General features: G+C 66.5%; 19 protein-coding genes. 8 read left to right on the plus strand and 11 right to left on the minus strand.

Features of this window, described 5'->3' with window-relative positions; all coding sequences use genetic code 11:
• Positions 1-88: 88 nt before the first annotated feature.
• The 3 genes from EV650_RS05855 (at position 89) to EV650_RS05865 (ending at position 3218) form a co-directional block, all read left to right on the plus strand.
• On the plus strand, positions 89-1381 hold the full coding sequence (locus EV650_RS05855; RefSeq protein WP_134116091.1) for an extracellular solute-binding protein: 1293 nt from the start codon (positions 89-91) through the stop codon (positions 1379-1381).
• A gap of 14 nt (positions 1382-1395) precedes the next feature.
• The gene (locus tag EV650_RS05860; RefSeq protein ID WP_134116093.1) at positions 1396-2331 is read left to right on the plus strand and encodes a carbohydrate ABC transporter permease; all 936 of its coding nucleotides are present in this window, start codon (positions 1396-1398) and stop codon (positions 2329-2331) included.
• A gap of 80 nt (positions 2332-2411) precedes the next feature.
• A complete protein-coding gene (locus EV650_RS05865) occupies positions 2412-3218 on the plus strand; it encodes a carbohydrate ABC transporter permease (RefSeq protein ID WP_238174038.1) in 807 nt (268 codons plus the stop codon).
• 231 nt (positions 3219-3449) lie between these two features.
• Here EV650_RS05865 and EV650_RS41310 read toward each other — a convergent pair whose 3' ends face one another.
• The 9 genes from EV650_RS41310 to EV650_RS05905 form a co-directional block, all read right to left on the minus strand.
• On the minus strand, positions 3450-3578 hold the full coding sequence (locus tag EV650_RS41310) for a hypothetical protein (RefSeq protein WP_255511954.1): 129 nt from the start codon (positions 3576-3578) through the stop codon (positions 3450-3452).
• Positions 3579-3791: 213 nt separating this feature from the next.
• Positions 3792-4142 (minus strand): YciI family protein, encoded by a 351-nt coding sequence (locus EV650_RS05870; protein ID WP_134116097.1) that lies wholly within the window; start codon positions 4140-4142, stop codon positions 3792-3794.
• Positions 4143-4213: 71 nt separating this feature from the next.
• The gene (locus tag EV650_RS05875; RefSeq protein ID WP_238174039.1) at positions 4214-4657 is read right to left on the minus strand and encodes a carboxymuconolactone decarboxylase family protein; all 444 of its coding nucleotides are present in this window, start codon (positions 4655-4657) and stop codon (positions 4214-4216) included.
• A gap of 47 nt (positions 4658-4704) precedes the next feature.
• Entirely contained in the window at positions 4705-5487 is a 783-nt protein-coding gene (locus EV650_RS05880) for a sugar phosphate isomerase/epimerase family protein (RefSeq protein ID WP_134116101.1), read from the minus strand.
• On the minus strand, positions 5487-6320 hold the full coding sequence (locus EV650_RS05885; RefSeq protein WP_134116103.1) for a carbohydrate ABC transporter permease: 834 nt from the start codon (positions 6318-6320) through the stop codon (positions 5487-5489). The genes EV650_RS05880 and EV650_RS05885 overlap by 1 nt, the downstream gene beginning before the upstream one ends.
• On the minus strand, positions 6310-7254 hold the full coding sequence (locus EV650_RS05890) for a carbohydrate ABC transporter permease (protein ID WP_134116105.1): 945 nt from the start codon (positions 7252-7254) through the stop codon (positions 6310-6312). The genes EV650_RS05885 and EV650_RS05890 overlap by 11 nt, the downstream gene beginning before the upstream one ends.
• 5 nt (positions 7255-7259) lie before the next feature.
• Entirely contained in the window at positions 7260-8582 is a 1323-nt protein-coding gene (locus tag EV650_RS05895; protein ID WP_134116107.1) for an ABC transporter substrate-binding protein, read from the minus strand.
• A 10-nt stretch (positions 8583-8592) separates the two neighbouring features.
• A complete protein-coding gene (locus EV650_RS05900; RefSeq protein WP_134116109.1) occupies positions 8593-9735 on the minus strand; it encodes a mandelate racemase/muconate lactonizing enzyme family protein in 1143 nt (380 codons plus the stop codon).
• A gap of 27 nt (positions 9736-9762) precedes the next feature.
• Entirely contained in the window at positions 9763-10788 is a 1026-nt protein-coding gene (locus EV650_RS05905; RefSeq protein ID WP_134116111.1) for a hydroxyacid dehydrogenase, read from the minus strand.
• Between the two features lie 71 nt (positions 10789-10859).
• Here EV650_RS05905 and EV650_RS05910 point away from each other — a divergent pair, with 71 nt between their 5' ends.
• The 4 genes from EV650_RS05910 to EV650_RS05925 are packed head-to-tail and all read left to right on the plus strand — an operon-like array spanning position 10860 to position 14788.
• Complete coding sequence (locus tag EV650_RS05910) at positions 10860-11750, plus strand: LysR family transcriptional regulator (protein ID WP_134116113.1); 891 nt, start codon at positions 10860-10862, stop codon at positions 11748-11750.
• Positions 11751-11784: 34 nt separating this feature from the next.
• Positions 11785-12735 carry an SDR family NAD(P)-dependent oxidoreductase gene (locus EV650_RS05915; RefSeq protein WP_134116115.1) on the plus strand — a complete coding sequence of 317 codons (951 nt, stop codon included), beginning with the start codon at positions 11785-11787 and terminating at the stop codon, positions 12733-12735.
• A 7-nt stretch (positions 12736-12742) separates the two neighbouring features.
• Complete coding sequence (locus EV650_RS05920; protein WP_134116117.1) at positions 12743-13519, plus strand: putative protein N(5)-glutamine methyltransferase; 777 nt, start codon at positions 12743-12745, stop codon at positions 13517-13519.
• 51 nt (positions 13520-13570) lie between these two features.
• Positions 13571-14788: a macrolide family glycosyltransferase gene (locus EV650_RS05925; protein ID WP_134116119.1), complete on the plus strand. Its 1218-nt coding sequence runs from the start codon at positions 13571-13573 to the stop codon at positions 14786-14788.
• Here EV650_RS05925 and EV650_RS05930 read toward each other — a convergent pair.
• Both EV650_RS05930 and pyrH read right to left on the minus strand, forming a co-directional pair.
• Positions 14745-16721 (minus strand): elongation factor G, encoded by a 1977-nt coding sequence (locus tag EV650_RS05930; protein ID WP_134116121.1) that lies wholly within the window; start codon positions 16719-16721, stop codon positions 14745-14747. The two genes, EV650_RS05925 and EV650_RS05930, sit on opposite strands and share 44 nt — an antisense overlap.
• A gap of 159 nt (positions 16722-16880) precedes the next feature.
• Positions 16881-17588 carry a UMP kinase gene (gene pyrH / locus EV650_RS05935; protein WP_134116123.1) on the minus strand — a complete coding sequence of 236 codons (708 nt, stop codon included), beginning with the start codon at positions 17586-17588 and terminating at the stop codon, positions 16881-16883.
• 126 nt (positions 17589-17714) lie between these two features.
• On the opposite strand from pyrH, the gene EV650_RS05940 reads away from it, so the two are divergent.
• Positions 17715-18299, plus strand: a complete 585-nt coding sequence (locus EV650_RS05940) for a 4a-hydroxytetrahydrobiopterin dehydratase family protein (RefSeq protein WP_134116125.1) — start codon at positions 17715-17717, stop codon at positions 18297-18299.
• The last annotated feature ends 18 nt before the right edge of the window (positions 18300-18317 follow it).

The following is an 18317-nucleotide window of genomic DNA, read 5'->3' on the forward strand; positions in this document are numbered from 1 at the left end:
GGATACGTTTCCACAAAATCCCACATCGGAGTCTTGTCTCGCGCATTCTAACGATGTAATTTTCGGTTCGCCTCTCGAAGGAGACCGAATGAGTGACCAGCTCTCCCGGCGCGGACTGCTCAAAGCAGCGGCCGCGCTGGCCGGTAGTGGGTTGCTCGTCGGCTGCGCGCCTGGTGCGTCGCGGTCGGCGACCGACCTCAGCTACTGGCACCTTTTGACCGGCGGTGACGGCACAGTGATGGCAGGCCTGGTGGATGCCGTCAATGCCGCGAACCTCGGGTTCCACGCGACCCAGACGGTCCTCGCCTGGGGACCGCCGTACTACACGAAGCTGGCCATGGCCTCGGCCGGTGGCCGGGCTCCGGACGTGGCGATCATGCACGCGTCCCGCATCGCCGGCTACGCGCCCGGGGGCCTGCTCGAGCCGTGGGACCTCGACCTGCTCGCCGAGGTCGGCCTGCACGAGAGCGACTTCCCGGCTCGCGTCTGGGAGAAGTGCCAGTACGACGGGAAGCTGTACGCGATCGCCCTCGACACCCATCCGTTCGTGCTCTACTACAACACCGAGCACGCCGAGAGGGCCGGTGTCACGGACGCTCTGCACTCGATGAAGAGCCCGGAAGAGTTCACGGAGATCGCGGCCAAGCTGCAGAAGGTGACCGGGAAGCACGGTCTGTCCTACGGCTACCTCGGTGACGGCTCGCAGATGTGGCGGCTGTTCTACACGTTCTACCGGCAGACCGGCGCGGACATGAAGCTCGTGCCCGGCCAGAAGGCGCAGGTCGACAAGGACGCCGCGGTCAAGACGCTGACCTTCATCCAGTCGTTGCTCAACGACACCATCGCGTCCCGCAGCGGCGACGGCGGTACGGCGACCAGCGAGTTCCTGCACGGCGAGAGCGGGATGTTCCTCGGCGGCGTGTGGGAGCTGCCGGTGCTCAAGGACGCGAAGATGCCGGTCGACGCGCTGCCGATCCCGACGCTGTTCGGGACCCAGGCGGCGTACGCCGACTCGCACACGTTCGTCCTGCCGCGGCAGTCGAAGGTGTCGCCGGAGCGCCGCAAGCACGTGTACACGATGGTCGCGGAGATCCTGAAGCGCTCGGTGAAGTGGGCCGGCGGCGGACACATCCCGGCGTACCAGCCGGTGGCGCACAGTGCGGAGTACCAGGCGCTGAAGCCGCAGTCGAACTATGCGGGCATCCCGGCGTACGTGAACTACGACCCGGACGTGTGGTTCACCGGGGCCGGCAGCGACTTCCAGAACTACTTCGCCGAGAACGTGCAGAACGTGTTCCTCGGCAGTGGTGACCCAGCGGCCGGGTTCGACGGGTTCGTCGCCCGGCTGAACAAGCTGCTCGACCGTCCGCAGCCGGTGTGAGAGGAGAGGCACAGATGTCTACTGCTATCGACACTCCGCCGGTGACGGCCGAGGAGGTCACGGCTCAGGGCAAGGCGCGGGCCAAGCGTGGGGAGACCCTTACTGGGTGGGCCTTCGCGGCGCCGTTCGCCGTACTGTTCGTGCTCTTCCTCGTGGTGCCGGCGGTGTATGGCCTGTATCTGAGTTTTACCGGTGAGACGTTGACCGGTGCGGGCAGCGGATTGGTTGGATTTGCCAACTACGGCGAGGCTTTGCGTGATCCGGACATGTGGAAGTCGCTCGGGAACACGCTCTGGTTCACGGTGCTGAGCACGGTCCCGCTCATCGTCTTGTCGCTCGCGCTGGCACTGCTGGTGAACCTGGGTCTTCCGGGACGCTGGTTGTGGCGGCTGTCGTTCTTCCTGCCGTACCTGCTCGCATCCACCGTCGTGGTGATGTTCTGGAGCTGGATGTACAACCCGACGCTCGGGTTGATCAACGGCGTACTGGCGAAGTTCGGTGCCGCGCCGGTGGCCTGGTTGCAGGATCCGAAGGTGGCGATGGTGTCGGTCGTGATCACCACGCTGTGGTGGACGATCGGGTTCAACTTCCTGCTGTATCTGGCGGCGTTGCAGAACATTCCGGAGCAGCAGTTCGAGGCGGCCGCGATCGACGGCGCCGGCAAGTGGCGGCAGCTGTTCTCGATCGTGATCCCGCAGTTGACGCCGACGACGGCGCTGCTGGTGACGTTGCAGGTCCTCGCGTCGCTGAAGGTGTTCGACCAGATCTACATGCTGACCAACGGTGGTCCGGCCGGGAAGACGCGGTCGATCGTGGAGTACATCTACGAGTCCGGCTTCACCGGTTACCGGTTCGGGTTCTCGTCGGCCATCTCGTACCTGTTCTTCGTGCTGATCGTCCTGGTGGCGTTGGCGCAGTACAAGATCATCAACCGCAGGAGCGCGGCATGAGCACATACACGTTGAGCCGTAGTGGGCGTGGCATGAAACAAACGCACAAGCCAGGCGAAAACCCCTGGAGCGTGTCCAGAATGGCCGCGCTGCTGGTACTTGCGGTCCTGGCCGCAACCTGGCTGGTCCCGTTCGCGTGGTCGGTGCTGACGTCGCTGAAGAGCGAAGCGGACGCCGGCGCCTCTGCGATCACGCTGAACCCGCCGGACGGGTTCAGCTTCGATGCCTACCGCAAGGTGTTGTCAGCCGGTGACATCCCGACCTGGGCGTGGAACAGCCTGCTCACGTCGGTGGCGATCACGGTCATCACGGTGGCGACGTCCGCGCTGGCCGGGTACGCGTTCTCGCGCATCAACTTCAAGGGCAAGCGTTGGTTGTACGCCGCGATCATCGCGGCGATCATCATCCCGCCGCAGTTGCTGATCGTGCCGTTGTTCCGGCAGATGCTCGCGTTCAACCTGGTCGACACGTACTGGGGGATCATCCTGCCGCAGTCGTTCGCGCCCGCGATGGTCCTGATTCTCAAGCGCTTTTTCGACCAGATCCCGGTCGAGCTGGAGGACGCGGCCCGGGTCGACGGCGCGGGAAGGCTGCGTGTCTTCTGGTCCGTCGTACTGCCGTTGTCGCGGCCGATCCTTGCCGCGGTGGCGATCTTCGTGTTCATCGGGGCCTGGAACAACTTCCTCTGGCCGTTCATCGTGACGACCGACGCGCACCTGATGACGTTGCCGGTGGGACTGCAGACGGTCAAGAGCGCTTATGGCCTGCAGTACGCGCAGAACATGGCGTCCGCGATCCTGGCCGCATTGCCATTGGTCGTGGTGTTCCTGTTCTTCCAGCGGCAGATCATCAAGGGCATTGCGACCACTGGCTTCGGTGGTCAGTAATTTCGTGGACACGGGTTCCGGAACTCGGGATTCCGGTCACGATCCCTTGAAAAGGTCGTCACGCTCAGCGAGGGTTGCTTGATCACTTCCGCGTCGTTTCCGGGTGCGGGAAGGACGGGGAGTGTGCGGTCCTACGGCCGCAACCACCGTCACTCGGGGTAGTTCACGATGAGAAGGGGGAAGTGTGTCAGCGATGAATAGGCTCGCCGAGCTGTGCCGTGATGTGAGGAGTCACGGCAACGCGGGGCTCGGACGAGCTGCGATCCAACCGGCGGTGTGTACCGGCATCCACGAGGTGAGCTCGTCGAGCAGCCCGGTGCGACCGCGACGCGTGGCGGTGCTGAGGTTGAGCAACGGCATGACGACCACGCTGCGACTTGGCGAAGGTGCCAAGCTGCCCGCGCCTGGAAGCACTGTTTTCGTCCAAGGTGGCCGAGGCATGGGCGATCAGCCTGTCTCAGGTGGGGTCATCCTCGCGTCGAGCGAGCCTGTCCGGACGTCAATGGTCTGAGTCAGTGACAACTGGCCGGTCTCAGGTGTCAACGCCCAGCTGAGGCCGGCAAGTCCCCGGAACTACTCCGGCATCGGAGCGGTGAATTCCCGGATCTCGATCGGGGAGTACGGCGCCTCGGGCAGGCGCGCGGCGATCTCGGTCGCGCGCTCCAGGTCGCAGTCGACGATGTAGTAACCGGCCAGTACTTCCTTGGCCTCGGTGAACGGCCCGTCGGTGACCGCCGGTACGCCGTCCTGAACCCGGACCACCCGTGCGTTCGCGACGGTCAGGCCGAGTCCGTCGACGAATTCGCCGCTCGCCCGCAGCTCCTCGGTCAGTTTGCCGTGCTGTTCCATCACCTGGTCGATGCCCTGCTCGTGCAGGGTGCCCCAGGTCTCGTCGTTCCCGTAGATCAGCAGCATGTATTTCATACCAGCCTCCAATTCACCGGGAACGTCGGAACGCCGGATGTCTTCTCGACATCCGGCGCTCACGTTACTTGCTACCAGGTGGCTCCGGCGGGAGCGCGCACCGTCGTGTTGATGCGGTTGAACATGTTCGTCAGCGCGATCATCAGCACGATCGCCGACAGTTCCTTCTCGCCGAACTCGTCGGCCGCCGCGGCCCAGATGTCGTCACTGACCGAGGTGGGATTGTCGGCCAGCCGGGTCGCGGCCTCGGCCAGCTCGAGCGCGGCCCGCTCGGCGTCGGTGAATAGGTCGGACTCCCGCCACGCGGCGACCTGGTGCAGCCGCTCGTCGGTCTCGCCGTTCTTCAGCGCCGACTTGATCCCGCCGAACACGCACGGGGAGCAGCCGTTGATCTGGCTGGCCCGCAGATGCACGAGCTCCAGGATCTTGCCGTCCGTCCCGGACTGGCCGATCGCCTTATAGATGTTCTGGATGCCCTTGGTGGCGTCCGGCAGAATCGTTGCAGGGTTGGTCATCCGTGCTTGCATGGGAGGTTCTCCATCAGGGTGTGTGACTGTTGCTTTCACTCCCTTGACGGATGCTGCGCGGCGGATGTGACAGCGAACCTCAGATCTCTTCTGAGCCGTTCGTCGACCAGTACGGCGGGATCGGAGTACTGCGCTGTCAGGCAGACCGGGCCTGCATATCCGACCTTCTGTAGTGCGGCGAAGACGGCCGGCCAGTCGGAGAGCCCGTCCTCGGCCTCGACGAAGTTCGTCTTCCAGCCACCGTCGGTCCGCAGGTAGTGGACGTTCTTGAGGTTCACGATTCCGAGCCGGTCCGCGCCGAGCTCCAGCGTCACCGCGGGATGGTCACCGGCCAGCGCGTCGTGCGCCGCGTCCCACACCAGCTTGAACCGGTCCGGCAACCCGTCGAGCAACTGCAGTACGCCGAGCGTCGACGAAACATACCGCCCGTGATGCGGCTGCACCCCGACCTGTACGTCGTACCGCTCCGTCAGTACGGCGGCCTGCTCGAGCATCGCGCGGTTGCGTTGGACGGAGGCGGCGTACCCGTCGGAGCCGAGCTCGGCCATGATCCGGATCATCGGTACGCCGGCTTCCGCGCAAGCGGCGAACACCGGCTCGGACAGGTCGCTGGCGACGCTGATCGGTTCGATGCCCTCGGCCCGTAACTGCCCGGTGAACTTCGGCAGCTCGGTCTCGGCGTTCGCCGGCGTCAGGTACGCCGCGTCTCGGACCGGGATCTCGGCGCCGCCGAACCCGATCCCGGCGACCAGCCGCCCGAGCTCGTCACCGGGCAGACCCAACCAGGGTTTGGTGAACACCGACCACAGATACGTCATCAACGGCCTCCTAGACCACTCATGGTGATACCTCGGACGAACCAGCGTTGGGTCAGGAAGAACAGGACGATCAGCGGGATCGTGGTGACGGTCGCTGCCATCAGCAACAAGTTCCACTGGGTGCCGTTGGTGTCCTGGAACACCTGCAGACCAACGGATGCCGTTCGGGTGGCGTCGCTGTTGGAGATCACCAACGGCCACAGCAAGTTGTTCCACTGACCGATAAACTTGAACACGGCCAGCGTCGCGATCGCCGGCACCGCGAGCGGGATGATCACCCGGACGAACGCCTGCCACCGGTTCGCGCCGTCCAGCCGGGCGGCCTCCTCGTAGTCGCGCGGGATGCCGAGGAAGAACTGCCGGAGCAGGAACACGCCGATCGCGGTGAACGCGTGCGGCAGGATCATCCCGGGCCAGGTGTCGATCCCGTGCAGTTTCGCGACCAGCACGAACTGCGGGATCAGGGTCACCTGTGACGGGATCATGAGCGTCGCCAGGTAGATCCCGAACAGCCAGCTGCGGCCAGGGAAGTTCAGCCGGGCGAACGCGTACGCCGCGAGCGCAGCGGTGACCGTTTCGATGATCGTCGTACCGCCGGCGAAGTAGACGGTGTTCAGCAGGTACTTGCCGAGCGGGACCAGGTCGAACGCGCGGGTCAGGTTCTCCGGGTGCCAGCTGCTCGGCCAGAACGACGGCTTGGCCGCCATCGACTCGGCGTCGGACTGGAACGCGACCAGCACCATCATCACGACCGGAACGAGTGTGAAGGCGGTGACGAGGAAACAGCCGAAGAGGATCAGCTTGCGGCGGATGTCAGTTGTCTCAGTTGTCATAGTGCACCAACCTGCGCTGGAAGAGGAACTGACCGGCGGTGATGACGACGATGAACGCGAACAGCACCAGCGATTGCGCCGCGGCGTACCCCTGGTCGTAGTTCTCGAAGCCGGTCCGGTAGATGTACATGACCAACGTGGTCGTGCGCGTGCCTGGACCACCGTTCGTCATGATCAGCGCCTGGTCGAACACCTGGAACGACCCGATCACCGACGTGACGATCACGAAGAACAGTGCCGGGGACAGCATCGGCAGCGTGATGTGCCGGAAGCTGTTCCAGGGCGACGTACCGTCCACTCGCCCGGCCTCGTAGAGCTGTTGCGGGATCGCCTGGAGTCCGGCGAGGAAGACCACCATGCCGAAGCCGAAGCTCTTCCAGACGCTCATCTGGATCAGCGCGGGCATCGCCCAGTTGTCCGAGATCAGCCAGGTCGGTCCATTGATGCCGAACCATCCGAGCACGGCGTTCACCAGGCCGTCGTGCGGGATGTAGAGCCAGATCCAGACGAACGCCACCGCGACCGTGATGGTTGCGTACGGCAACAGCAGGAGCGACCGGAAGATCGCGATCCGGCGTACGCCGTGGTTGAGCAGCAGCGCGAGGGCCAGGCTGACCGCGATCGTGAGCGGCACACTGACCAGCGTGAAGTACGCCGTGTTGCCGAGCGCGGACCAGAACGTCGGGTCCGGGCCGAGACGGGCGAAGTTGTGCAGGCCGGCCCAGGTCGGGCTGCTGAACAGGTTCCAGTTCAGCAGCGAGATGACGCCGGCGGCAACGACCGGTCCGGCGGTGAAGATCAGGAAGCCGATCAGGCTGGGCAGGATGAACAGCCAGGCGGTGAGCGCCTCGCGGCTGCGCCAGCGCGGCGTCGGGTTCGACGACTGGTGGGATGGTGCCGGGGCAGTGACCGCTGGTGCGGTATCGACGGCCATGTCGATCACCCCTTCCTGGCGGTGGCTTGGCGGACGGTGTCGAGGTGCTGGCGCATCAGGATGTCGAGGCGCGGCGTGAGTCCGTTGATGGCCTCCGGGACGGTGACCTGGCCGAGGAAGGTTCGGGGCAGGTCCTGGCCGAGCAACTGCTTGACCTGGTTCCAGTTCGTGGTGACGTCGAAGGCGTGACCGCCGGCGAGCTTGCCGGCCAGGATGTCCTGGACGATGCCGAGGTTGTCGGGCGGCGGCTGGAACGCGGTCCCCGCACTGAGCCGGGCCGGGTTGTTGCGGCCGGCCTTGGCGTAGATGTCGAGGGCGCCGGTGCTGGTCAGGGCCTTGATCAACTTCCACGCGAGGTCGAGCTCGGCACCATCGCGTACCCCCGATGGAATCGCGAAGCTGGAGCCCGAGACCCGCGGCTTGCTGCCCGCCGAGCCGGCCGGAAACGGGATGATGTCCCAGTCAAACTTGGCTTTCCGGGCGTTCACGACCTGCCACGGACCGTTCTGCATGAACGCGACGTTGCCCTGCATGAAGTTGGACAGCGAACTCTCGGTGACGAGGTTCTTGATCGGCGGTGTGACCTTGTCCTTGACGAACAGGTCGATGACGTACTGCAGCGCCTCCATCGACTCCGGATCGCCCAACGTGCTCCGGCCACCGTCGTCGCTCATCACGTTGCCGCCGGCGCAGTAGATCCACGACACCAGGTCGTCGATGGCCGGCGCGCAGGTGAAGCCGTACTGCTGTCCGGGTTTGGTGAGCTGTTTGCAGAGGTCGCGGAAGGTTGCCCAGGACATCGGTTCGGTCCGGGACGGCAGCGCGATGCCCTGCTGCTTCAGCAGGTCCTTGTTGTAGTACATGACGGTCGGTGCGACGTCGAAGCCGATCGCGTACGTCTTGCCGTTGAAGCTCGAGATCCGCCGACTGGTGTCGTAGAAGTCGTCGAGCTTGAAGTCCGGGTCGGCGGCGATCAGGTCATCGAGCGGTCGGTGTGCACCACGGGCGGCGTACGTCGGGATCAGGGTGCCGTTGAGTGCGGTGACCAGGCTCGCGGTGCCGCTGACCAGTTGCAGGTCGAGCTTGGTCGGGTAGCTGGGCGACGGCGTCAGGGTCGCGACGGACTTGACCTTCAGCTGCTGCTCGACGTACTTGCCGAAGTCGTCCCAGACCTTCTTCTCCGCGGGGCTGCTGGACCACATGGACCAGGTCGCGCTACCGGATGGCGGGCCGGACGAGCAGCCGGCCACAGTTCCAGCCGCGGCCAACCCGAGCCCGGCCAGGCCGGTCAGCTCTAGGAAGCTGCGGCGGGACAGCTTGGTGGACATTGATTCTCCCTCACCTATAGAGCAGGTCGATCGACTCGGCGCGGATGCGTTCCTCGTCGACCTCGACGCCCAGTCCAGGGGCGGTGGGGACCGTTGCGACGGCCTTGGTGATGCTCAGCCCGTCGACGTACAGATCGGTCAGCAGCTCCGGCCCGTTGAGCTCGGCGGGCAGTGCGAGCTCGAGCTGACTGAACACGTGCAGGGCGGCGGCGAACGCGATACCGCAGTCGGTCAGGCCGCTGGCGAGGATCTCGAGACCGCCCGCGAGCGCGGTCTGGGCAGTCTTCAGGGCGTTGCGCAGTCCGCCGGATTTGCAGACCTTGATCACGACCAGGTCGGCGGCGTCGAGGCGGATCGCGCGGGCGAGGTCCTGTGCGGAGAAGCTGCCCTCGTCGATCGCGATCGGGAGCGTGATCAGCTCACGCAGCCGTTGCATCGCGAGCGTGTCCGTGCTCGGCACGGGCTGCTCGACGCAGTGGATCGTGCGGAGGTCCGCCGTACGGTCGAGCAGCTGCTTGAGCGCGCTCGGGCGATAGGACTGGTTGGCGTCGAGCCACAGCGGCTTGCCGCCGGCCACCTCGGCGACGGTGTGGATCGCGGCAGTGTCCGCATCGAGGTCGCCACCGATCTTCACCTTGTACGCCGAATAGTCCGACGACTGGAGCGCGTGTTCGCGGACCGCGTCTTGATCGCCGACCCCGATCGCCGAGCAGAGCGGGATCTCGTCGTGGATCTTGCCGCCGAGGAGAGCGTGGACGGGGACGCCGGCGAGTTTGCCGGCCGCGTCGTGCATCGCGACGTCGACAGCGGCCCGGGCGAATGGGAACCCGTTCGACACCGCCGGACTGAGCCGCTTGGCGGCCCGTTGGTGGAACAGCTCGACGTCGAACGGCGTGAGCTCGAGCAGGATCGGCGCGAGATGCCGCCGGATCACCACCGCCATCGTCTCGGCGGTCTCGTAGCTCCAGCTGGGCAGCGCTCGCTGCTCGCCCCAGCCGACGACGCCGTCCTCGGTGGTGAGCTTGACGAAGATCACCGCCCCGGCCTGATCGGGCGCCGCGTCGGGAGCACCGACGGCACCGCTGCCGAGCACGAACCGGCGAGCGAACGGCACCGCGACCGGGAACACCTCAACCTGACTGATGCGGGACATCGTGGGTTCTTCCTCTCAAGCCGCGATTCAGGCCGCGATCGACCACGCGGCGGCGTCTACGAAGCTCGGGCCCCGGGTGCCGTTGTCGAGCCACTGGAGTGCGTCCTTCAGGACGTAGCCCGCGAGTGCGAGATGACCTTCGGCGGTGTCCCCGGCGATGTGCGGGGTGAGCAGCAGGTTCGGGGTCTGGAGGGTCTTGGCGTCGAACGCCGGCGGCTCGGGGTCGTAGACGTCCAGGGCGGCGTAGATCCGGCCGTCCAGCGCGTGCTCGAGCAGCGCCTGCTGGTCGATCGCCGGTCCGCGCGACGAGTTGATCACGACCGCGCCGTCCGGGAGTGCCTCGATCAGTTCGCGGGAGATCATGCCTTTGGTCTCGGGCACGTTCGGGACGTGAATCGTCAAGAAGGTGCTCGCTGACGTTTCGCGCAGATCCGCCAGGCGGACGCCGAGTTGCTCTGCGCGCTCGGTTGTTAGGTAGGGGTCGTAGACAACCAGGTCGCAGCCGAACGGCTTCAGCAGCGTGATCAACGCCCGGGCGGTGCTGCTCGCGCCGATGATGCCGACCTTGGCGCCGGCCAGCTCGTGACCGCGGTACTCCGTCTGCTTCCAGCCGCCGGCGCGGATCGCATCGTCGAACCGGGGGAGTCGCCGGGCCAGCGTGAGCATCGATGCGAGGCAGTACTCGCCGACCGACCAGGCGATCCGTGGACCCGCCGAGAACACCGCGACGCCCTGGTCCAGGATGACCGGATCGATCAGGTTCTTCACCGTGCCGGCTGCGTGCGCAACCACCTTCGGCCCGTTCCCGTCGGACCACAGTTCCTTGCCGAGGTGCGGCGTACCCCAGCTGGTGAGGAGGACGTCGGCACCGGCGACAAGCTGCGGTACGGCCGCTGGGTCGAGCGCCGGCGGCTTGGCGGCGGATCCAGGACCGGTGGTGTGCTCGGCGGTGGCCCAGACGACCTCGAAGCGGTCCTCGAGCAAGCGCCGGGTGTCGGCGTCGACGACATCGGCAGCACGTTCGGGGGAGAAGAGGGCAGCGAGTTTCGGCATGGCACTGACGGTAAGCGCCTTCCGCTATGCAGGTCCAAGCCCGTTTCTGTATGAACCGATACCGTGTGGGCATGGATCTCTCCTTGCAGCAGCTCCGCGGATTCGTCGCTGTCGCCGAGGAACTGCACTACGGCCGGGCCGCCCAGCGGCTGAACCTGACCCAGCCGCCGCTGACCCGGCAGATCCAGGGCCTCGAACGCACCCTCGACGTACGCCTCTTCGACCGAACCGGCCGCGGCGTCCGACTGACCGCGGCCGGCGGGGTGTTCCTCGAACACGCCCGCCGCGTCCTCGCGCTGCTCGAGGTCGCTCCGGAAGCGACTCGGCGCGCGGCCGATGGCACGACCGGGACGTTGCGGCTCGCGTTCACCGCGATCGGCGCGTACGCCGTACTCGCGGACTTCCTCACCATGGTCGGCAAGCGGACGCCGGGCGTGACCGCCGAGCTGACCGAACTCGTCAGTCCGGCCCAGTTCGAGGCACTGGCGAACCTGGAGATCGATCTCGGGCTGGTCCGGCCGCCGATTCCGGCGCAGTTCGAGTCGCTGCTGGTGCACTCGGAGGATCTGGTGCTCGCCGTACCGGCATCCCATCCGTTGGCCGATGGGGACGGGACGGTCTCGCTAGTGGATGCGACCGACGACTACATCGGGTACAGCCCGGAAGGATCGCAGTACCTGCATGACATCTGCGCGGCGATGATCGGCATGGATCGGTACGCCGTCAGCCAACTGGCCTCGCAGGTCCCGACAATGCTCGCGCTGGTTCGGGCCGGCCTGGGTTGTGCGTTGATCCCGCGCTCGATCATGGCGATGGGTGTCGAAGGGGTTCGGTACCGCGAACTGGACGCGGCCGACGCGCACTCGGTGACCCTGCACGCCTGCTGGAGTCCGGACAACCCGAACCCGGCGCTCCAGCGGCTGGCCGAGTCGCTGCGGCAGGACCCGCATCTCGCCACTTGACCTAGAGCGAGCTCTAACTCGTACGCTCAAGGGCATGAGCGCACAACACAAGATCGGCTCGGGTTTCGGGCAGGACAGCACCGCGGACGACGTCCTGGCCGGGATCGACCTGACCGGCAAGCTGGCGATCGTCACCGGTGGATATTCCGGTCTCGGTCTGGAGACCACGAAGGCTTTGACGAAGGCCGGCGCGCACGTCGTCGTACCGGCCCGTCGGCCGGATGCCGCGCGGGAGGCGCTGGCAGGTGTCGACAACGTAGAGATCGATGAGCTGGACCTCGGTGACCTGGAGAGCGTGAAGGCGTTCGCGGACCGGTTCCTCGCGTCGGGCCGGTCGATCGACATCGTCATCGACAACGCGGCGATCATGGCCGCTCCGGAGACTCGGGTCGGTCCGGGCTGGGAGGCGCAGTTCGCCACCAACCACCTCGGGCACTTCGCCCTGGTGAACCGGCTGTGGCCGGCGATCGTGGCCGACGGCGGCGCGCGGGTCGTGTCGGTGTCGTCGACCGGGCACCGGCGGTCGGACATTCGCTGGGACGATCTCGAGTTTCGGCAGGGGTACGACAAGTGGCAGGCGTACGGGCAGGCGAAGACGGCCAACGTGCTGTTCGCCGTCCAGCTCGATGCCTTGGGCAAGGACTCTGGTGTGCGGGCGTTCGCGTTGCACCCGGGTGGCATCCTGACGCCGTTGCAGCGGCACCTGGAGAAGCAGGAGATGGTCGACTTCGGCTGGATCGACGAGGACGGCAACCCGCTGAGTACGGCGTTCAAGAGCCCCGAGCAGGGCGCGGCGACACAGGTGTGGGCCGCGACGTCGCCTCAGCTCGACGGTCTCGGCGGAGTGTTCTGCGAGGACTGCGAGATCGCTGAGGTGTCGACCGACGATGCACCTGGCGTGCGGCCGTACGCTGTGGACCCGGCGTCGGCCGCTCGGTTGTGGACGGTCTCGGCGGAGCTGACCGGAGTGAACGCGTTCGAATAGGGGTTGTGTGTCTGTTTCTGTTGAGCTTGGCCACGTCGTCGAGCGGTTGCGCGCGTCCGGGTGTGTGTTTGCCGAAGACGAGGCCGCGCTGATCGCCGAGACCGCCCGCGATGCGGCCGAGCTCACAGCGATGATCGATGAACGGGTCGCCGGTCAGCCGTTGGAGTACGTCGTCGGGTGGGCGTCGTTCTGCGGGTCGCGGATCGCTGTCGATCCCGGGGTGTTCATTCCACGGCGTCGTACCGAGTTCTTGGTGGCCGAGGCCTTGAAGGTCACGGTCGATGGATCGATTGTGGTCGACCTCGGGTGTGGTTCCGGGGCACTCGGCGCGGCCGTCGCGGCCGAGCGCGAGGTGACGCTGTACGCCGCGGATGTCGAGCCGGCTGCGGTCGCGTGTGCTCGTCGGAATCTCGCTCGTTGGGGCGGGACCGTCTATCAGGGCGATTGGTTCGCGGCGTTGCCGGAGCGGCTGCGTGGTCGGGTGGATGTGCTGCTGGCCAACGTTCCGTACGTGCCGACCGACGAGATCCGGCTACTGCCGGCAGAGGCTCGGTTGTACGAGCCGCACGTCACGCTCGACGGTGGCCCCGACGGCCTCGCGACACTGCGTCGAGTCGTCGCTGGAGCCACGGAGTGGCTGGCGCCGGGCGGTCACCTGTTCACCGAAATGAGCGAACACCAGGCCCCACTGGCACAGGCGCTCATGATCGAACACGGCCTCACCGCCGACCTCGTCGAAGACGACGAACTCGGCGCAACTGTCGTGCACGGCACTTGCCCGTAGGGGCAAAAGGGTTCGCGGCAGCGTCCTGCGGCCCGGGACGATGGGCGAGCTATGGGTGCACACATTGCCTTCCTGACCATCCCGGCCGCCGGCCACCTCAATCCGACGCTTCCCCTGGTCGCCGAGCTGGTACGACGTGGTCACCGCGTCTCGTACGCGACCGGGGCGGCGTTCCGCTCGGCCGTGCTGGCGACCGGCGCTGAGTTCGTCGAACTCGACTGGGCTCCGCAGGCAGTGAAGGTGTCGCCAGCCGGGCAGACGACGGCTGAGTTGGGCGAGATGCTGACCGGGTTCGTCCGGATAGCTCGCCGGGTGATACCGGCGATCGAGCAGTGGTTGGAGACGGATCGGCCGGACCTGTTCTGCTACGACATGATGACCTTCATCGGTCCGATGGTCGCGGCGAAGCTCGGTCTGCTCGAGGCGACGACGGTGGCGAATCTGGCCACCAACGAGCACTTCGACTTCCGGCGCGAAATGGCTCCGGCCGACTTCGATCCGCGGCATCCGAAGTTCCAGCAGTTCATGACCGAACGGGCCGCGTTCGCGGCCGACTTCGGCGTACCCGTGGAGAAGGTGGTCGCGACGGGTGCGGTCGCCGGGCTCAACCTGGTGTTCGTGCCGCGGGAGTTCCAGGTCGCGGGGGAGACGTTCGACGAACGGTTCCGGTTCGTCGGGCCGGCGGTCGGCGCGCGGGTCGAGACGGCGGACTGGGAGCCGCCCGCGGACGGGCGGCCGCTGCTGTTCGTGTCGCTCGGGACGGTGGTGAACGACCGGCCGGACTTCTTCACCGCCTGCGCGAAGGCCTTCGGCGGGACGAATTGGCACGTCGCGATGGCGATCGGCGACCAGGTGGATCCGGCCGTGCTCGGTGCGGCACCGGCCAATTTCGACGTACGGCGGTCCTTCCCGCAACCCGCCGTACTCGCGCACGCTGCAGCATTCCTCACCCATGCCGGGATGAACTCGGTGATGGAGGCGCTGCTGTATCAGGTGCCGATGGCAACCTTCCCGCAGACTCCGGAGCAGCACGCCAACGCGCGGCGGGTGGCCGAGCTCGGGCTGGGGCGTTCCCTGCCTGACCTGGATCCGGAGTCGCTGCGCGAGGTGGTCGACGGGGTCGCCGCTGATCCGTCGATCGTGGAGCAACTCGAGGTGATGGCCGGGCACCTCCACCGGGCCGGCGGGCCGGTTGCGGCCGCCGACGCGGTGGAGGCTTACCTGGCTACACCCGGCGCTGGACGTGGAGGAGGTACTCGCGGCGGTTGAGGGGGTCGTGGTCGGTGCGGGGGCGGTCCGGGATCGGGCCGGTGACGGGTTGGTAGCGCTCGAACGCGGACTCCAGGACGCCTTCGCCTCGGGTGAGGGCGGGGAGTTGCTGCTCGAGTTCGTACACGGCGGCCGCGGGGATTTCTCCTTCCAGGGTTGAGGTTTCCGCGGCCAGCGCCGGAACCTGCGGGATCGCGCGGAGCCGGGCGAGCGCCGCGAGGACGGCACGCGTGGTTTCGGTCGGGATCTCCAGCTGGAACCGGTGCATCGGCTCGTGCACCGACGTACCTGCTTGTTGGAGAGCCGTCATCAGGACGAGCGGGGTGAGGAGGCGGAAGTCGCCGGCCGTGCTGGACATGCTCTTGTCGAACACGGCATGCGCGTGGCTCTGCCGAGCGGAGTACCCCGAGTGCGTCATGACGACATGCGCGTCGGGGATCTGCCAGCCGTGGACGCCCTGGTGCAGCGTCTCGATGACGGTCTCCTCGACGGCCTTGATGAACGAGTACGGCATCGAGCCGAGCTCGACTTCCAGCTCGAAACTCACGCCGCCGTTCACCGGAGCAGGCTCGACGCGCAGGCCGATGGTCGCGAGGAACGGGTTCGGGTCCTTCTTGTTGAACTCGACCGCGGCGCCGGTGCCGATCAGTCGCTCGATGCAGATCGTGGTCGTCTCGCGGAAGTCGACCGCGATCCCGAACTCGGTCGCGAGCGTGGTCTCGATGACCTCCTTCTGCACTTCGCCGTACAGCGAGACGTAGGTCTCCTGACGGAGGTCGTCCTGGCGCAGGTTGATCAACGGGTCTTGCTCGGCGAGCTGGGTCAGGGCGACGCGCAGGTTGCCTTTGTCGGAAAGCTTTCGCGCGGAGATGACCGTCTCCAAGGTGGGCGGGGCGAAGTACTCCTGGTTTCCGGAAGTAAATGGTCGCCCGGTGGCAGCTATGTTCCGGAGATCGGTCAGGCGATCGCCGATCTGGATGGCTGAGAGGCCCCAGAGTTTGGCGATCTGGCCGGCGCTCGCGTGGGGTGCTGAGGCCCCGATGACCTGCAGGGCGGTGATCTTCGCTTCGTGCTCGCCGAAGCGGACCCGGTCGCGGACGTCCGCCGTACCTGAGAACAGGCGGGCGTAGGCGATCTTCTCGCCGGCTGGTCCGCGTTCGACCTTGAAGACGGAGGCGTTGAGCGGACCGTCGTCCTGGCGGGCGCGGGGGAGAAGGTCACGGATGCCGTCGGTGAGAGCTTCCGTGCCGGCGCCGGTGATCGCCGAGCCGAAGTACACCGGGTGTACGCGCGCCTGGTGGGTTTGGGTTCTGAGCGCGTGAGTCAGCGTGTCGGGGGAGAGCGGCTCGCCGTCGACGTACCGCTGGAGGAGGTTCTCGTCTTGTTCGGTGAGGACCTCCAGGAGCGCGTCCTCCTGAACGATCGGCTTGAACGCCGCCTCAGCTGTGCCGAGGTGAGTCGCCTCGCCCATCGGTACGACGGCCGGGGTCAGCTTGGCCGCGATCTGGTGCAGCACACCGTCGTACTGCGCGCCTCGTCGGTCGAGCTTGTTGACGAAGATCAGGGTCGGGATGCGGAGGCGCTGGAGGGTTCGCATCAGGACGCGGGTCTGCGCCTGGACGCCCTCGACGGCCGAGATGACCAGCACCGCGCCGTCGAGCACGCTGAGGGCGCGCTCCACCTCGGCGATGAAATCCGGGTGGCCCGGGGTGTCGATCAGGTTGACGGTCAGGTCGCCGATCGCGAACGAGACGACCGCCGACTTGATCGTGATCCCACGCTGCCGCTCCAGCGCGAGTGAGTCGGTCTGGGTGCTTCCGTTGTCGACGCTGCCGACCTCGTCGATCACACCGGCGGCGTACAGCAGCCGCTCGGTCAGGCTGGTCTTTCCGGCGTCAACATGCGCCAGGATCCCAAGATTGAGTACTTCCACGCAGCTTCATGTCCTTAGAACAGGTGACAGTCCTTTCAGCAACAGACATGAAGCGAGGTCGCATGACGGACTCCTTGGATTGGTCACCTGCTCTGTACGTCCTTGAGTACACCAACTCCGGCCCGTGCCGGACAAACCATTTAGTCGATGACTACAAGGTCAGCTGATCAGGGTGCCGACGTGGGTGCCGTTGACGATGGCGGAGGCGGCGCCGGGGCGGTCGATGTCGAAGACGTGCAGTGGGAGGTGGTGGTCGCGGGCGAGGATGAACGCCGTTTGGTCCATCACGCCGAGGCCTCGGTCGATGACCTCGGTGTAGCTGAGGTGGTCGAACCGCTTGGCGTCGGGCTCCTTGTTCGGATCGGCGTCGTACACCCCGTCCGTACCGTTCTTCGCGACCAGTAGTGCATCGGCGCCGAGTTCCACCGCTCGCTGAACGGACGGGTAGTCCGTCGTGGTGAACGGTTGTCCGTTGCCACAGGCAAGCAGGACGATCGAGCCCTTCTCCAGGTGCCGGAGGGCGCGGAGCCGGATGTAGGGCTCGGCCAGGTTGTTGATCGGGATCGCGGTCATCAGCCGTACGCCGTGCGCGCCGAGGGCATCCAGCCGGCCGCGGAGCAGGACCGCGTTGATCACGGTGCCGAGCATGCCGATGTTGTCCGCTTCGACCCGGTCGATGCCCCAGTCGTCGGCGCGGTTGCCGCGGAACACGTTCCCACCGCCGACCACGACAGCGACCTGTACGCCGGTGGCCCGCAGCGCGATCACCTCGTTCGCAAGGTGGGTGAGCCGGTCGCTGCGGAATCCGAACTCGTCGGGGCCGGCGATCGCCTGCCCGGAGAGCTTGAGGACGAGCCTGCGGTACATGCCGCTCCGTTCGGTCAGATGGCGGTGACGCGTCAGTAGGTCTACCACGACTCGGTCTCTCACCGCGGCCAGAATTCTGTCGGTGCGGCCGTTTACTCTCGTCGCAATCGGCTTTGGAGGGTTGGGATGGCTCACGCGGACTGGCGCAAGTTGGCTCAGGCGTTGCACACGCGGTACGTGACGGCGTCGTTGGCGGAAGGGGCACGGTTCGTCCAGGCGGTCGGTGAGGCATGCTCGGCGGCTGACTTCGTACCGGAGCTGCGCCTTGGTGCGACGTACGTCGATGTCTCCAGCCGGGACACTGTGATTGCCGAGCTGATCAGCACGATCGCGGCGGATCACGGTCTGACTGCGGATCCGACGGCTGTGGCACAGCTGGAGATCGCGATCGACACGGCGGACCTGCCTGAGATCGGGCCGTTCTGGGCGGCGGTGCTGACGGGGAGCACGGACTCATTCAAGGGGAACGACATCGTCGACCCGACCGGCCGAGTCGCGAATCTGTGGTTCCAGGGGACGTCTCCCCACGAGACACCACGGCAGCGGTTCCACCTGGATCTGTGGCTGCCGCCGGAGGTTGCTGCTGGGCGGATCAAGGCTGCGCTCGCCGCCGGCGGGACGATCGCGTACCACGACGAGGCGCCGATGTTCACGGTGCTGGCCGACCCGCAGGGCAACAAGGTCTGTCTGTGTACGTCGGAGGGTCGCTAAATCGGGGGCGCCCTACTG

The sequence above is a fragment of the Kribbella kalugense genome (assembly GCF_004365875.1).
GTDB lineage: Bacteria > Actinomycetota > Actinomycetes > Propionibacteriales > Kribbellaceae > Kribbella > Kribbella kalugense.

Coding starts and splice junctions, on each gene's coding strand:
- EV650_RS05855 (WP_134116091.1), top strand. CDS start 89: ATGAGTGACCAGCTCTCCCGGCGCGGACTGCTCAAAGCAGCGGCCGCG.
- EV650_RS05860 (WP_134116093.1), top strand. CDS start 1,396: ATGTCTACTGCTATCGACACTCCGCCGGTGACGGCCGAGGAGGTCACG.
- EV650_RS05865 (WP_238174038.1), top strand. CDS start 2,412: ATGGCCGCGCTGCTGGTACTTGCGGTCCTGGCCGCAACCTGGCTGGTC.
- EV650_RS41310 (WP_255511954.1), bottom strand. CDS start 3,578: ATGCCGTTGCTCAACCTCAGCACCGCCACGCGTCGCGGTCGCACCGGG.
- EV650_RS05870 (WP_134116097.1), bottom strand. CDS start 4,142: ATGAAATACATGCTGCTGATCTACGGGAACGACGAGACCTGGGGCACC.
- EV650_RS05875 (WP_238174039.1), bottom strand. CDS start 4,657: ATGACCAACCCTGCAACGATTCTGCCGGACGCCACCAAGGGCATCCAG.
- EV650_RS05880 (WP_134116101.1), bottom strand. CDS start 5,487: ATGACGTATCTGTGGTCGGTGTTCACCAAACCCTGGTTGGGTCTGCCC.
- EV650_RS05885 (WP_134116103.1), bottom strand. CDS start 6,320: ATGACAACTGAGACAACTGACATCCGCCGCAAGCTGATCCTCTTCGGC.
- EV650_RS05890 (WP_134116105.1), bottom strand. CDS start 7,254: ATGGCCGTCGATACCGCACCAGCGGTCACTGCCCCGGCACCATCCCAC.
- EV650_RS05895 (WP_134116107.1), bottom strand. CDS start 8,582: ATGTCCACCAAGCTGTCCCGCCGCAGCTTCCTAGAGCTGACCGGCCTG.
- EV650_RS05900 (WP_134116109.1), bottom strand. CDS start 9,735: ATGTCCCGCATCAGTCAGGTTGAGGTGTTCCCGGTCGCGGTGCCGTTC.
- EV650_RS05905 (WP_134116111.1), bottom strand. CDS start 10,788: ATGCCGAAACTCGCTGCCCTCTTCTCCCCCGAACGTGCTGCCGATGTC.
- EV650_RS05910 (WP_134116113.1), top strand. CDS start 10,860: ATGGATCTCTCCTTGCAGCAGCTCCGCGGATTCGTCGCTGTCGCCGAG.
- EV650_RS05915 (WP_134116115.1), top strand. CDS start 11,785: ATGAGCGCACAACACAAGATCGGCTCGGGTTTCGGGCAGGACAGCACC.
- EV650_RS05925 (WP_134116119.1), top strand. CDS start 13,571: ATGGGTGCACACATTGCCTTCCTGACCATCCCGGCCGCCGGCCACCTC.
- pyrH (WP_134116123.1), bottom strand. CDS start 17,588: ATGTACCGCAGGCTCGTCCTCAAGCTCTCCGGGCAGGCGATCGCCGGC.
- EV650_RS05940 (WP_134116125.1), top strand. CDS start 17,715: ATGGCTCACGCGGACTGGCGCAAGTTGGCTCAGGCGTTGCACACGCGG.